This window comes from Streptomyces sp. NPDC057877, assembly GCF_042796855.1.
Classification (GTDB): domain Bacteria; phylum Actinomycetota; class Actinomycetes; order Streptomycetales; family Streptomycetaceae; genus Streptomyces.
Window position 1 is genome coordinate 532,560 of the sequence record NZ_JBHVMS010000001.1, and the last position, 13,469, is coordinate 546,028.

Annotated in this window: 12 protein-coding genes and 1 pseudogene; 4 read left to right on the forward strand and 9 right to left on the reverse strand. The window is 72.8% G+C overall.

From position 1 onward, the window contains the following. Nucleotides 1-9 precede the first annotated feature (9 nt). Nucleotides 10-1,365: a dipeptidase gene (locus ACFVQG_RS02290; RefSeq protein WP_383375845.1), complete on the forward strand. Its 1,356-nt coding sequence runs from the start codon at nucleotides 10-12 to the stop codon at nucleotides 1,363-1,365. A 70-nt stretch (nucleotides 1,366-1,435) separates the two neighbouring features. Here the strand turns inward: ACFVQG_RS02290 and ACFVQG_RS02295 are convergent, their stop codons facing one another. The 3 genes from ACFVQG_RS02295 to ACFVQG_RS02305 all read right to left on the reverse strand — a co-directional run bounded on the left by ACFVQG_RS02295 (nucleotide 1,436) and on the right by ACFVQG_RS02305 (nucleotide 4,015). Continuing rightward, nucleotides 1,436-2,488 carry an NUDIX domain-containing protein gene (locus ACFVQG_RS02295; protein ID WP_383375847.1) on the reverse strand — a complete coding sequence of 351 codons (1,053 nt, stop codon included), beginning with the start codon at nucleotides 2,486-2,488 and terminating at the stop codon, nucleotides 1,436-1,438. Nucleotides 2,489-2,633: 145 nt separating this feature from the next. Next, entirely contained in the window at nucleotides 2,634-2,882 is a 249-nt protein-coding gene (locus tag ACFVQG_RS02300) for a hypothetical protein (protein ID WP_383375849.1), read from the reverse strand. A gap of 179 nt (nucleotides 2,883-3,061) precedes the next feature. Then, the gene (locus tag ACFVQG_RS02305) at nucleotides 3,062-4,015 is read right to left on the reverse strand and encodes an ROK family protein (protein ID WP_383375851.1); all 954 of its coding nucleotides are present in this window, start codon (nucleotides 4,013-4,015) and stop codon (nucleotides 3,062-3,064) included. Nucleotides 4,016-4,201: 186 nt separating this feature from the next. On the opposite strand from ACFVQG_RS02305, the gene ACFVQG_RS02310 reads away from it, so the two are divergent. Together ACFVQG_RS02310 and ACFVQG_RS02315 are read left to right on the forward strand one after the other, a co-directional pair. Next, entirely contained in the window at nucleotides 4,202-5,266 is a 1,065-nt protein-coding gene (locus tag ACFVQG_RS02310) for a LacI family DNA-binding transcriptional regulator (protein WP_383375853.1), read from the forward strand. Nucleotides 5,267-5,459: 193 nt separating this feature from the next. Further along, on the forward strand, nucleotides 5,460-6,197 hold the full coding sequence (locus ACFVQG_RS02315) for a hypothetical protein (RefSeq protein ID WP_383376511.1): 738 nt from the start codon (nucleotides 5,460-5,462) through the stop codon (nucleotides 6,195-6,197). Here ACFVQG_RS02315 and ACFVQG_RS02320 read toward each other — a convergent pair. Next, a complete protein-coding gene (locus ACFVQG_RS02320; RefSeq protein ID WP_383375855.1) occupies nucleotides 6,143-7,831 on the reverse strand; it encodes a protein kinase in 1,689 nt (562 codons plus the stop codon). The two genes, ACFVQG_RS02315 and ACFVQG_RS02320, sit on opposite strands and share 55 nt — an antisense overlap. A 97-nt stretch (nucleotides 7,832-7,928) precedes the next feature. Continuing rightward, nucleotides 7,929-9,260, reverse strand: a complete 1,332-nt coding sequence (locus ACFVQG_RS02325) for a DUF6986 family protein (protein ID WP_383376513.1) — start codon at nucleotides 9,258-9,260, stop codon at nucleotides 7,929-7,931. A gap of 190 nt (nucleotides 9,261-9,450) precedes the next feature. Here ACFVQG_RS02325 and ACFVQG_RS02330 point away from each other — a divergent pair. Continuing rightward, nucleotides 9,451-10,152 (forward strand): annotated as a pseudogene (locus ACFVQG_RS02330) (endonuclease/exonuclease/phosphatase family protein). A gap of 56 nt (nucleotides 10,153-10,208) precedes the next feature. Here the strand turns inward: ACFVQG_RS02330 and ACFVQG_RS02335 are convergent. From ACFVQG_RS02335 to ACFVQG_RS02350, 4 genes are all read right to left on the reverse strand, one after another. After that, the gene (locus ACFVQG_RS02335) at nucleotides 10,209-11,171 is read right to left on the reverse strand and encodes an electron transfer flavoprotein subunit alpha/FixB family protein (RefSeq protein WP_383375857.1); all 963 of its coding nucleotides are present in this window, start codon (nucleotides 11,169-11,171) and stop codon (nucleotides 10,209-10,211) included. A 54-nt stretch (nucleotides 11,172-11,225) separates the two neighbouring features. Further along, a complete protein-coding gene (locus tag ACFVQG_RS02340; protein WP_210924853.1) occupies nucleotides 11,226-12,011 on the reverse strand; it encodes an electron transfer flavoprotein subunit beta/FixA family protein in 786 nt (261 codons plus the stop codon). 217 nt (nucleotides 12,012-12,228) lie between these two features. Next, nucleotides 12,229-12,738 carry a flavin reductase family protein gene (locus ACFVQG_RS02345; protein WP_383375860.1) on the reverse strand — a complete coding sequence of 170 codons (510 nt, stop codon included), beginning with the start codon at nucleotides 12,736-12,738 and terminating at the stop codon, nucleotides 12,229-12,231. A gap of 117 nt (nucleotides 12,739-12,855) precedes the next feature. Continuing rightward, on the reverse strand, nucleotides 12,856-13,206 hold the full coding sequence (locus tag ACFVQG_RS02350; RefSeq protein ID WP_383375862.1) for a TlpA family protein disulfide reductase: 351 nt from the start codon (nucleotides 13,204-13,206) through the stop codon (nucleotides 12,856-12,858). Nucleotides 13,207-13,469: the final 263 nt, after the last annotated feature.

The window sequence follows — 13,469 nt, forward strand, 5'->3', positions numbered from 1 at the left end:
AGCGTGCCCATGTCGTCGAATCCGGTCGCCGAGACCGTCGCCTCGCTGATGCCCAGGGCCAGGGCGGAACTCACCGAGCTGGTGGCCTTCAAGTCGGTGGCGGACTTCGACCAGTTCCCGCGCGAGGAGAGCGAGGGCGCCGCCCGCTGGGTCGCCGACGCGCTCCGTGCCGAGGGCTTCGAGGACGTGGCCCTGCTCGACACCCCGGACGGCACCCAGTCGGTCTACGGCTATCTGCCGGGTCCCGAGGGCGCGAAGACCGTCCTGCTCTACGCCCACTACGACGTGCAGCCGCCGCTGGACGAGGCGGGCTGGGCGACTCCGCCGTTCGAGCTGACCGAGCGCGACGGGCGCTGGTACGGGCGCGGCGCCGCCGACTGCAAGGGCGGCGTCATCATGCACCTGCTGGCGCTGCGCGCGCTCAAGGCCGACGGCGGCATACCGGTGCATGTGAAGGTGATCGCCGAGGGCTCGGAGGAGCAGGGCACGGGCGGTCTGGAGCGGTACGCCGAGGAGCACCCCGAGCTGCTGGCGGCGGACACGATCGTGATCGGCGACGCGGGCAACTTCCGTGTCGGTCTGCCGACGGTCACCGCCACCCTGCGCGGGATGACGCTGCTGCGCGTGAAGGTGGACACGCTGGCGGGCAATCTGCACTCCGGCCAGTTCGGCGGCGCCGCCCCGGACGCGCTGGCCGCGCTGATCCGCGTACTGGACTCGCTGCGCGCCGAGGACGGTTCGACGACGGTCGACGGGCTGACGAGCGAGGCGTCCTGGGACGGGATCCAGTACGACGAGGAGCAGTTCCGTCAGGACGCCAAGGTGCTGGACGGGGTCGAACTGATCGGCTCCGGCACCGTCGCGGACCGGATCTGGGCCCGCCCGGCGATCACCGTGCTCGGCATCGACTGCCCGCCGGTGGTCGGGGCCACGCCGTCCGTGCAGGCCAGCGCGCGGGCGTCGGTCAGCCTGCGGGTGCCGCCGGGGGTGGACGCGGACGAGGCGACCAAGCTGCTCACGGCCCACCTCCAGGCGCACACGCCGTGGGGCGCGCGGGTGAGCGTGGAGCAGGTCGGCCAGGGGCAGGCGTTCCGCGCCGACACCGACAGCCCGGCGTACCAGGCGATGGCCGACGCGATGGCGGTGGCGTACCCGGGTCAGCGGATGCAGTACGCCGGTCAGGGCGGCTCCATCCCGCTGTGCAACACCCTCGCCGCCCTCTACCCGCGCGCGGAGATCCTGCTGATCGGGCTGAGTGAGCCGGAGGCGCAGATCCACGCCGTGAACGAGAGCGTCTCCCCCGAGGAACTGGAGCGGCTGTCGGTGGCGGAGGCGCTGTTCCTGCGCAACTACGCGGCGAGCTGAGCCGACGGGGGCGGGACCCGGCGCGCGAGGCGTGTGACGTAGGGCGTCGGCCGGACCCCGCCCCCTGGCCTCAGGTCTGGCCTCCCATCGGAATCCCCGCCTCCAGGTACAGCGCCGCGCCGCGTTCCCTGGCCCGCAGGGCCCAGCGCAGGCGTTCGTAGCGGACCGGTGGGAGCAGGCCCGCGGCCTCCTCCTCGGTGACGAAACGCCAGTCGCGGAGTTCGGGGCCGGGCAGGAGCAGCCGCTCGGTCTCGCTGGAGTCGAGCCGTCCGCCGTCGAAGAGGAGGCGCAGTCCGCCGTAGCCGGGCGGTGCGGGCGGCTCCCAGTCGACGACGAGCAGCCGCGGTACCTCGTCGAGGTCGATGCCGGTCTCCTCGGCGACCTCGCGGATCCCGGCGCGGGCGGGGGCCTCGCCCGGTTCGACGACGCCGCCGGGGAACTCCCAGCCGGGTTTGTAGGTGGGGTCGACGAGCAGGACGCGGTCGTGTTCGTCGAAGAGCAGGACGCCCGCGGCGAGGGTCTCGGCGGTGGGCTCCGGGGTCTGCACGATGTCCCGGACGGGCGCGGCACCGGAGGCGACGGCCTCGGCGATCCGGGCGGCGGTCTCGTACGGGGTGAGGCGGCCGTTGTCCACGGGGTGGGCGTCGGCGGTGAGCCAGGCGGCGAGGGCGGTGCGGTAGGGCTCGATGTGGTCGTAGCACCACTGTCGTATGCGTATGTCGCCGCCGGGCAGGTCGGGCGGTGTCTCGCGGTGGGCTATCCGCTCGCGCAGGATCGTTTCGGCCGGGGCGAGCAGGATGTGTCGGACGGCTATCCGGCGGGCGGCGAGGCCGCCGAATATCTCGTCCCGGTACTCCTGACGCAGCAGGGTCATCGGCACGACCAGGGTGCCGCCGAGTTCGGCGAGCATCGCGGACGCCGTGTCGATGACGAGCCGCCGCCAGATGGGCAGGTCCTGGTAGTCGCCGACCTCGGCGAGGTGCTTGGCCGGCAACAGGTGTGTGAGCGCCCCGCCGATCACCTCGGGGTCGAAGAGCGTGCTGTTCGGGATCAGCTCGATCAGTTCCCGTGCGGTGGTGGTCTTCCCCGCACCGAACGCGCCGTTGATCCAAACAACGATCACGTTTCCCCCTCTTCTTTTGGACCCCTGTGGCTTGCCCGCTCCACACTGCCACGGAAACCAGCCGCAGTTGAGGGCACGCAAAGCGAAAGGCGCCGGGCCCCCGCGAGGGGGACGCCCGGCGCCTCGGTGTCGGCTGCTGTGCAGGTCAGTCCTTCTGCCGCCGATCGGCGGCGCCGTCCCGGCCGCCGTCGTCCATGGCCAGGCTGTCCTTGCCGAGGGTCTTGCCCACGGCGCCGAGGGCCTTGTCGACGTCGACGGCACCCAGCTTGTCGACAGCGCCCAGCTTGTCGACGGCACCCAGCTTGTCAACGGCGCCCAGCTTTTCGACGGCGGCGTGGGACGGGGTGACCGCCGCGACGACGAACCCGGTGGCGAGGGAGGCAATGGCCAGCATGCTGCGCTTCTTCATGCCCGGCCCAACGGCCGGGACCGGCTCGGGGTCACGGCCTGATCACGGAGACGAGGGCCAACAGGGCGGGACGCGGGGGCGGCGTACGGGCGCACTGGACGTCCTCCGCCGGGCGCCCCCTCACACCCCCGCCCGCCTCACACCCCCATCCCAGCCCGCCCGCCTCACACCCGCGCCGCAGCCGCGCTCTCCCGCCCCATGAGCGCCGCCGCGGCAGCCCCCACGAGGCCCGCGTCCGTGCCCATCCGGGCCGGGGCCACGGTCAGGTGCTGGACGAAGGAGAGGGTCGCGTAGTCGGCCAGGGCCTTGCGCAGGGGCTCGAAGAGGATGTCGCCCGCCTTGCCGACCCCGCCGCCGATCACGGCGATGTCGATCTCCACGAGGGTCGCGGTCGCGGCGATGCCCGCGGCCAGCGCCCGCGCGGCCCGCTCGAAGGAGGCCACCGCCACCGGGTCCCCCGCGCGCGCCGCGGCGGCCACCGCGGCGGCGGAGGTGTCACCGTCGGTGCCGGGACGCCAGCCGCCCTCCAGGGCCCGGCGGGCGATGTTCGGGCCGCTCGCTATGCGCTCGACACAGCCGCGCCCGCCGCACGGGCACGGATCGCCGTCCAGGTCGACGCTGATGTGCCCTATGTGGCCCGCGTTGCCGGTGGGACCGGGATGCAGTCGGCCGCCCAGCACCAGACCGCCGCCGACACCGGTGGAGACCACCATGCACAGCGCGTTGGCGTGCCCGCGCGCGGCGCCCTGCCAGTGCTCGGCCGCGGTGATCGCGACGCCGTCGCCGATCAGCTCGACCGGCAGCCCGCCGGTCGCCGCCCGGACCCGCTCGACCAGCGGATAGTCACGCCAGCCAGGCACGTTCACCGGACTGACCGTGCCCGCGGAGGCGTCCACCGGGCCCGCGCTGCCGATGCCGACGCGGCCCGCGCGGGCCCACAGCGGTGACGCGATCAGCTCGCCGAGCACCTCTTCGACGGCCCGCATCACGGTGTCACCGTCCTGCTGAGCGGGCGTCGGTCGCTGCGCCCGCACCAGGATCCGGCCGTGGCCGTCGATCAGCGCTCCGGCGATCTTGGTACCGCCGACGTCGAGTGCGGCCACGAGATCGATGTGCATGAGTGTCAGAACTCCCCGTCAACCAGGTCAGTTTTTCCCCACCAGCAAGGGAAAAGGGCAGGCCGGTCCAGCGGTGGGGCGCGGGCCGGAGATGTCAGGGGACAGTGTCTCCCGCGCCTGACAACGTTGTCCAGGCTCTATGCTCGACGCCACATCCTCATACAAACCACGAGCCGACGCATCCCCGTGGACCACAGGACAGGACGCCGAAACGTGCCCGACACCCACCGCCGATCCGAGAGCCGCTACGGCAACCGCCCGACCATGAAGGACGTCGCCGCACGTGCCGGAGTCGGACTGAAGACGGTCTCGCGTGTCGTCAATGGTGAGCCCGGAGTCACCCCGGAGACCGAGCGCCGGGTCCAGGAGGCCATCGACGCGCTCGGCTTCCGCCGCAACGACAGCGCGCGGGTGCTGCGCAAGGGCCGCACCGCCAGCATCGGCCTGGTCCTGGAGGACCTCGCCGACCCGTTCTACGGCCCGCTCAGCCGCGCGGTGGAGGAGGTGGCCCGCGCGCACGGGGCCCTGCTGATCAACGGCTCCAGCGCCGAGGACCCGGACCGTGAGCAGGAGCTGGTACTGGCGCTGTGCGCACGGCGGGTGGACGGGCTGGTCGTGATCCCGGCCGGGGACGACCACCGCTACCTGGAGCCGGAGCTGAAGGCGGGCGTCGCCACCGTCTTCGTGGACCGTCCGGCCGGGCAGATCGACGCCGACGTGGTGCTGTCGGACAACTACGGCGGCGCCCGTGACGGCGTGGCCCATCTGATCGCGCACGGCCACCGCAGGATCGGCTTCATCGGCGACATGCCCCGCATCCACACCGCCGCGGAGCGCCTGCGCGGCTACCGGGCGGCGATGGAGGACGCGGGCATCACGGTCACGGACTCCTGGATGTCCCTGGGCGTCACCGACCCGGAGCGGGTGCGCCGCGCGGCCGAGGAGATGCTCGCCGGTCCCGAGCCCGTCACCGCGATCTTCACCGGCAACAACCGGGTGACGGTCACCGTGATCCGCGTCCTCGCCGGGCACTCCCACCCGGTCGCCCTCGTCGGCTTCGACGACATCGAGCTGGCGGATCTGCTCCAGCCGGGTGTCACGGTGGTCGCCCAGGACGCCACCGCCCTCGGCCGCACCGCCGCGGAGCGCCTCTTCCGCCAGCTGGACGGCTCCCTGATCCTGCCGGAGCGGATAGAACTGCCGACCCGGCTCATCACCCGCGGCTCGGGCGAACTGCCTCCGGCGGGCTGACGGGGCCGGTGCGGCTGGCGCTTGCGCTCCCGCGGAAGCCGCTGGGCGCCGGAGATCCCCCGGCCGGAAACACGGACAGGAGACGGAGACCCCCCTGCACTCCTACGACCAACGCGACCCCCGCGACCGCATCTCCGCCGACGACCACACCCTCGAGGCACTGGGCCTGGCCGCCGCTCCCCGCGAACATCCGCTGACCTACCCCGGCGCCTGGCCCGCCGCGTCCGGGCTGCTGGACGGGGACCGGTTCCTGCCGCTCACGCGGCTGGTGCACGAGGACCGCACCCCGGTGATCGCCGTCGGCTCCAACGCCTGCCCCGGCCAGCTCCGGCACAAGATGGCCGAGTTCCGGATCGACTCCCCCGTCCCGATGGTCAAGGCCCGGGTCACCGGCGTCGAGGTGGGCGTCTCGGCGCATGTGAGCCGTATGGGATACGTCAGCGCGTCACCGGTCAGCGCGCCCGGGACCACCCGGGAGCTGTTCGTGATCTGGCTGGACGCCGCGCAACTGGCGGTGATCGACGCGAGCGAGGGCGTGCCGCTGCCGGACGGCAACTACCGCCGGGCCTGGCTGCCCGCGCCGGACGTGAGCATCGAACTCGACGGCGGCGAGACGCTGCCGGGCGCGCATGTCTACGTCAATCAGCACGGCGTCCTGCACAACGGCGACGGCGCCCCGCGCCGCCACCCCGGCCAGCGCGCGCTGCTCGGGGAACTCCTGCTCACCCAGCCGCGGCTGCGGGAGCTGTTTGGCGTGACGCCGGAGGAGTTCTGCGCCCGGGCCCGTGCCGACCGTGCCCTGTGCGCGCGGGGGACCCGGCTGTTCGTGGAGGAGGAGCTGGTGACGGCGTCCGGTCTGGAGGGGTACGTGCGGCCTCAGCAGACGGGGAGTCCGGGCACCGGGGCGTCGTTGTCGCCGCCCTGGACGTAGACGTCGCTGACGTAGACGTCGGTGTTGCCGCTGTCGTCGTCCGTCTTCGCCCACCAGACGTTGGTCCACTCGCCGTGGGTCTCCCGGCGCCCCAGGTTCTGCTGGCAGTAGAAGTAGTTCGTGCCCGCGTTGAGGACTCCGGCCTCGGCGCCGGAGGCGGTGTAGGACTTGGCGGTGCGCCAGACGTGGCAGTTGTACTTGCCGCCGCCGATGGGGTGGCAGGCCGCCGGGGCGGACGAGGGGGCGGTGGGGGTCTTCGAGGGTGCGGGCCGGTCGGAGGCGGTCGCGCGGTCGGTGGGGTCGGCCGCGGCCTCCTGGTCGGGCGCGCGTGACGCGGTCGGGGTGCGCTCCTCCTCCTGCTCCCGCTCGCTGGGCCCGGGGTCGGACGGACGGTCGGAGGTGTCGCGCCCGGCCGGTGCGGCGGAGGCGGTGGACGTCGGCTGGCGACCGGCCTCCGGCTCACCCTCGTCGGGGCTGTTCAGCAGCGCGACCGTGATGCCGGTGGCCGCGAGGAGGACGGCGACGGCCACGGCGGCGAGCACGGCGCGGTTCCTGCGCCGGGGCGGTGGGCCGGTCAGCGGGCTGGTCGGGGCGGAGCCGTACGGCGGCTGTCCGACCGCGGGGCCGCCCGAGGCCGGACCGTGTGCCCCCGGCCCGGTTCCGGGCGCGCCGAAGCCCGGCGGCACCGCCGGGGCGACGCGTTCCGTGTGCTGCCGTACCGGCTCGGGGGCCACCGTGCGCAGGGTGGTCGTGGCCTGGTCGGGGTGGTCACCGTCCGCCACCGCCTGGAGCAGGGCGCGGGCCTGGTCGGCGCCCGGCCGGGACTCGGGGCGCTTGTCCATCAGCTGCCGCAGGACCGGGCCGAGGGGTCCGGCGCGGCGGGGTTCGGGAAAGGGCTCGGAGACGATGGCGGTGAGCGTGGAGTACGTCGACGTGCGGCGGAAGGGCGAGGCGCCCTCCACGGCCGCGTACAGGGTGGCGCCGAGGGCCCAGACGTCGGAGGCGGGGCCGGGGTCGGCGCCCTGGGCGCGCTCCGGTGCCAGGTAGTCCAGGGAGCCGACGATCTCTCCGCTGCGGGTGAGGTGGGTGGCGGAGCCGTCGCCCGGGTCGTCCATGGTGGCGATGCCGAAGTCGGTCAGGACGACCCGGCCGGAGCGGTCGAGCAGGATGTTGCCGGGTTTGACGTCGCGGTGCAGGACGCCCGCGCGATGGGCGGCGGCGAGGGCGTCCATGACCTTGGCGCCGATGTCCGCGGTCTCGTGCGGGTCGAGGGTGCCGCGCTCGGCGAGGACGTCGTCGAGGGAGGGCCCGTCGACGAGTTCCATGACGATGAGCGGGCGGCCGTCGACCTCGGCGATGTCGTGCACCGCGACGACGCCGGGGTGCCGGATCCGGGCGGCGGCGCGGGCCTCGCGCTGCATGCGCAGGCGCAGGTCGGCGAGTTCGGGTCCGCCCGCGTCGGTGTAGGTGCGCAGTTCCTTGAGGGCGACGTCGCGGCCGAGGACCTCGTCGACGGCTCTCCAGACGATGCCCATGCCGCCGCGGCCGAGCCGGGCCGTGACGCGGTAGCGCCCGGCCAGCAGCCGTCCGATGCCCTCGCCCCGCCCGTCCTGCCCGTACTCCCCCGATGACACCGCTGCCCCGTTCCCCGCTGTCCCACGTTGCCGTTGTCGCGTCGTGCGTGCGGTACAGACTACGGGGCGGCGGTGACAGCGGCGGTCCTCGGTCCGGTCACGGGGCGGAGGCGGTCAGGTCGCCGCGCCGGGGTGCCGCGAAGCCCTCCAGGTCGGCCCGGGTCAGACCGGTCGCGCGGGCCACCTCGGCGATGTCGAGGGCGCCGCAGTCCAGGCCGCGCAGCAGATAGCCGCTGAGGGCCTTGGCGGTGGCGGGCTCGTCCATGACGTCGCCGCCGGTGCGGCTGGCGTAGCGGGCGAGGCGGGCGGCGGCCTGTTCGAAGCCCTCGCGGTAGAAGGCGAAGACCGCGGCGTAGCGGGTGGGGAGGTGGCCGGGGTGCATGTCCCAGCCCTGGTAGTAGGCGCGGGCGAGGGCGCGGCGGGTGAGGCCGTAGTGCAGCCGCCAGGCGTCGTGCACGTTCGGGGTGGTGCCGACCGGCAGGACGTTGGTGGAGCCGTCGCTGACGCGTACGCCGGTGCCCGCTGCGGCGACCTGCATGACCGCCTTGGCGTGGTCGGCGGCGGGGTGGTCGCTGGCCTGGTGGGCGGCGGAGACGCCGAGGCAGGCGCTGTAGTCGAAGGTGCCGTAGTGCAGTCCGGTGGCGCGGCCCTCGGCGGCCTGGATCATGCGGGCGACGGTGGCGGTGCCGTCGGCGGCGAGGATGGCCTGGCTGGTCTCGATCTGTATCTCGAAGCCGAGCCGTCCGGCGGCCAGGCCGTGGGTCTTCTCGAAGGCCTCCAGCAGCCGGGCCATGGCGGTGACCTGCTCGGGGTAGGTCACCTTGGGCAGGGTGAGCACCAGCCCGTCGGGCAGGCCGCCGGTCGCCATGAGGCCGGTGAGGAAGATGTCGAGGGTGCGGATGCCCCGGTCGCGGACGGCGGCCTCCATGCACTTCATGCGGATGCCCATGTACGGGGCGGCGGTGCCTCCCCCGGCCTCCGGCCGGGAGGTGCCCCCGGCGTACGCCTGGGCGATCAGCCGGGCCGCGCGGGCGGCCGTGGCGTCCTCCTCGGCGTCGGGGCGGGGGCCGTAGCCGTCCTCGAAGTCGACGCGCAGGTCTTCCACGGGTTCGCGTTCCAGTTTGGCCCGCACGCGCGCGTACACGGGTTCGGCGAGGTCGTCGCCGAGTCCGAGGACGGCGGCGAAGGAGGCGGCGTCCGGGGCGTGCTCGTCGAGGGCGGCGAGGGCGCGGTCACCCCAGGTGCGGAGGGTGTCGGCGGCGAAGACGTCGCCGGGGACGTAGACGGTGTGGACGGGCTGGCGGGTGCCGGGGTCGCCGGGGTAGCGGCGGGCCAGTTCGGCGTCGACCGGTGCGAGGGAGGCGCTGATCTCCTCGCTGACGGCGCCCGCGAGGCTTGTCGACACCTTCTCCTGCTGGCCCTGGCCCATTCCACGTCCTCCCATTTTCCGCAGTACGGAATCAACAATCCGTTGAATGAAGTTATCCGGCCACCTTCCCGGTGGTCAACACCGCTTCCGCGCCCAGCCACTCCGGACGTTGGGCATGTTCACGCCCATCTCTTCCGGCGGTAGGAGACTTCCGAGTGGTGGCAGACTCCCGTCGAGCAAGGAGCCCCCTGTGCCGGTCCACAGCCGTGTTACGCGCCGCCTGGGCCTGAGGACCGCGTTGGCGGCGGCGGTCGCCCTGCCCCTGTCCAGTACAGCACTGTCCGCGCCGACCGCCTCGGCGGAGGAACTCCGCGACCGCCGACTGCGCGTCACGACCTTCAACCTGTGCTTCGCGAGCACCTCGGAACCCCACCCGTCGAGTACGACCACTTCTGGCTCTCCGACACCCCGGACGTCATCGCGTCCAACACCTGGGGCGGCGGTTCCATCCGGACGGCCACCTGGGTCCGCTTCCGCGACCTGGCGGACGGCGGGCGGGAGTTCCACGTCCTCGACACCCACCTGGACAACGCCAGCCACGACGCACGCGCGCGTGCCGCCGCGCTCATCGTGCGCCGGATCGCCGGGCTCGGCGCCTCACTGCCCCTGCTGATGACCGGCGACTTTCAACGTGGCCGCGCACGGAAGCCCGGTCTACGACACCCTGCTGGGCGCCGGGCTGACCGACACCGGGGACACCGCGGCCGAACGCGGCCCGCGGTACGCGACCTTCCACGGCTACCGGCCGCTGACCCCGGACGGCGACCGCATCGACTGGATCCCGGCCACCCCGGGCGTGACGGCGCACCGGGCGGACGTCAACACCTTCTCCGTCGAGGGGCGGTTCCCGAGCGGCCACCTGCCCGTGCAGGCCTCGCTCGGCCTGGGATGAGCGAAGGCCCCCGCGACCGGCGACGGTCACGGGGGCCTCGTACGGCTCAGGCGGGATCAGCCCTTGCGGGTCTTGATCTCCTCGGTGAGCTGCGGGACGACGTCGAACAGGTCACCGACGACGCCGTAGTCCACCAGGTCGAAGATCGGGGCCTCGGGGTCCTTGTTGATGGCCACGATGGTCTTCGAGGTCTGCATACCGGCGCGGTGCTGGATGGCGCCGGAGATACCGGAGGCGATGTACAGCTGCGGCGAGACGGACTTGCCGGTCTGGCCCACCTGGTTGGTGTGCGGGTACCAGCCCGCGTCCACCGCGGCACGCGAGGCGCCCACCGCCGCGCCGAGCGAGTCGGCGAGGGACTCGATGATCGCGAAGTTCTCGGCGCCGTTGACGCCACGGCCGCCGGAGACGACGATCGCGGCCTCGGTCAGCTCCGGGCGGCCGGTCGACTCGCGCGGCGTGCGCGAGGTGACCTTCGTACCGGTGGCCTGGGCGGAGAAGGCGACGGACAGCGCCTCGACCGCACCGGCGGCCGGGGCGGCCTCCACGGCGGCCGAGTTCGGCTTGACCGTGATGACCGGGGTGCCCTTGGAGACCCGGGACTTGGTGGTGAACGCGGCGGCGAACACCGACTGCGTCGCGACCGGACCGGAGTCACCGGCCTCCAGGTCGATGGCGTCGGTGATGATGCCGGAGCCGATGCGCAGCGCGAGGCGGGCGGCGATCTCCTTGCCCTCGGCGGAGGACGGGACCAGTACGGCGGCCGGGGACACGGCGTCGTAGGCGGCCTGGAGGGCGTCCACCTTCGGCACGACCAGGTAGTCGGCGTACTCGGCGGCGTCGTGGGTCAGGACGCGGGTCGCGCCGTGCTCGGCCAGCGCGGCGGCGGTGTCGGCGGCGCCGCCTCCGAGCGCGACGGCGACCGGCTCGCCGATGCGGCGGGCCAGGGTCAGCAGCTCGAGGGTCGGCTTGCGGACGGCACCGTCCACGTGGTCGACGTAGACGAGAACTTCAGCCATGGGACTTCTTCTCTCCTGCTTGCGGAAGATGAGGGGCGGTCAGCGGATCCGGGCTCAGATGAACTTCTGGCCCGCGAGGAACTCAGCGAGCTGCTTGCCGCCCTCGCCCTCGTCCTTGACGATCGTGCCCGCGGTGCGCGCGGGGCGCTCGGCCGCGGCGTCGACCGTGGTGTACGCGTTCTCCAGGCCGACCTCGTCCTCGTCGATGTCGAGGTCGGACAGGTCCCAGGACTGCACCGGCTTCTTCTTGGCCGCCATGATGCCCTTGAAGGACGGGTAACGCGCCTCGCCCGACTGGTCGGTGACGGACACGACGGCCGGGAGGGAGGCCTCGAGCTGCTCCGAGGCGGCGTCGCCGTCCCGGCGGCCCTTGACGGTGCCGTCCTCGACGGAGACCTCGGAGAGCAGCGTGACCTGCGGGACGCCCAGGCGCTCGGCCAGCAGGGCGGGGACGACGCCCATGGTGCCGTCGGTGGAGGCCATGCCGGAGATGACCAGGTCGTAACCGGCCTTCTCGATCGCCTTGGCCAGGACCAGGGAGGTGCCGATGGCGTCGGTGCCGTGCAGATCGTCGTCCTCGACGTGGATCGCCTTGTCGGCGCCCATCGACAGCGCCTTGCGCAGCGCGTCCTTGGCGTCCTCCGGGCCGACGGTGAGGACGGTGACCTCGGCGTCGTCGGCGTCCTCGGCGATCTGGAGGGCCTGCTCGACCGCGTACTCGTCCAGTTCGGAGAGCAGACCGTCGACGTCGTCGCGGTCGACGGTCAGGTCATCGGCGAAGTGCCGGTCGCCAGTGGCGTCGGGCACGTACTTCACAGTGACAACGATCCTCAAGCTCACGCCGGCTCTCCTACTGCCTCGTCATTTCTCGGCTGCCTCTTGCAGGCAGCATAGGCGCCCCAAGCGGCCGATCCCGGTCGGGGCGGCCCGCGCTCCGACCGGAATATTACTCGTCAGTACACCCAGTTCTTTCCCGCTAAGCAAGCGCTTTGAACTGTGACCTTCGCAACGCAGCGTAACCGGAACCGGACGGTTTCGCAGAACGGGGCGGACGTGATCAATCCCGCAGCGCGGTGAAGCGCCCGTGGTGGTAGAGCAGCGGCCGTCCGGTGCCCGCGGGGTCCCCCATGACGACCTCGGCCAGCACGATGCGGTTGTCCGCGGCGGGCACCAGCGCGGCCACCCGGCACACCAGCCAGGCGAGCACCCCGTCGAGCACGGGAACGCCCTTCGGGCCCTCGCGCCAGGCGGTGGGGGCGGCGAAGCGGTCGATGCCGCTGCGGGCGAAGGTGGCGGCCAGCTCCCGCTGGTGCTCACCCAGGATGTGCACGCCGATGTGGTCGGCGCCGGATATCGCGGGCCAGCTGGAGGAGGTCCCGCTGACGCTGAAGGAGAGCAGCGGGGGCTCGGCGGAGACGGAGGTGAGCGAGGTGGCGGTGAAGCCGACCGGCCCCGCCTCCCCCGGCGCGGTGATCACCGCGACCCCGGCCGCATGCCGCCGGAAGGCGGAACGCAGCAGGTCGGGCTTGGTGAGCTGATGGGTACCCAGGTCGGACGTGGCCGTCATGGAGTGATCTCCGCAGACATACAGTCAGACTGACGATAGATGGTACGCGCAGTCAAGTTCGTCCCGGGATGTGGGAGATGACTCACCCTCCGCACTGCCTCACCCTCCTCGGCCGACTCACGACTCCCGGACGGCCGCCCCCAGGGCCGCGATCACATCCGCCTTCCGGGGCTGACCGGCTGCCCGCCGCACGATACGGCCCTCGGGGTCGAGAACCAGCACAGTCGGGGTCTTGCGGACCCCGAGGGCGCGCACCAGCTCCAGCCGGGCCTCGGCGTCGATCTCGACATGCGCGACCCCGGGGACCAGCTCCGCGACCTCGCCGAGGATCCGCCGAGTGGCGCGGCAGGGCGCGCAGAACGCGCTCGAGAACTGCACGAGCGTGGCACGCTCGCCGAGTTCCCCGCCCAGTTCGGCCGATCCCAGCCGTTTTTCGCCCTCCTGTGCGGACGCTTCTGGTGCAGGCACGTCTGGTGCAGGCACGTCTGGTGCAGGCACGTCTGGTGCAGGCATGTCTGGTGCAGGCATATCTGGTGCAGGCACTTCGCGCTCCACCGCCCTCGCTCTCCCTCTACTCGTCCTCCGTCTCAGCACCCCCGGGGCCGCCGTGATTCCCTGACCCGGGACGGTGAAGTGACGAGGATCTCGCCGTACACGGGCACCAGGGCTGGCTACCCGTCCGTTCTTGGGGCACGATCTGCGGGATGCCGTAAACCTACGGCTGCGTAGCT

What these genes read in the sequence shown, in the direction of transcription:
- ACFVQG_RS02290 (WP_383375845.1), top strand. Translation starts at nt 10, where the DNA reads ATGTCGTCGAATCCGGTCGCCGAGACCGTCGCCTCGCTGATGCCCAGG.
- ACFVQG_RS02300 (WP_383375849.1), bottom strand. Translation starts at nt 2,882, where the DNA reads ATGCTGGCCATTGCCTCCCTCGCCACCGGGTTCGTCGTCGCGGCGGTC.
- ACFVQG_RS02305 (WP_383375851.1), bottom strand. Translation starts at nt 4,015, where the DNA reads ATGCACATCGATCTCGTGGCCGCACTCGACGTCGGCGGTACCAAGATC.
- ACFVQG_RS02325 (WP_383376513.1), bottom strand. Translation starts at nt 9,260, where the DNA reads ATGGGCCAGGGCCAGCAGGAGAAGGTGTCGACAAGCCTCGCGGGCGCC.
- ACFVQG_RS02335 (WP_383375857.1), bottom strand. Translation starts at nt 11,171, where the DNA reads ATGGCTGAAGTTCTCGTCTACGTCGACCACGTGGACGGTGCCGTCCGC.
- ACFVQG_RS02345 (WP_383375860.1), bottom strand. Translation starts at nt 12,738, where the DNA reads ATGACGGCCACGTCCGACCTGGGTACCCATCAGCTCACCAAGCCCGAC.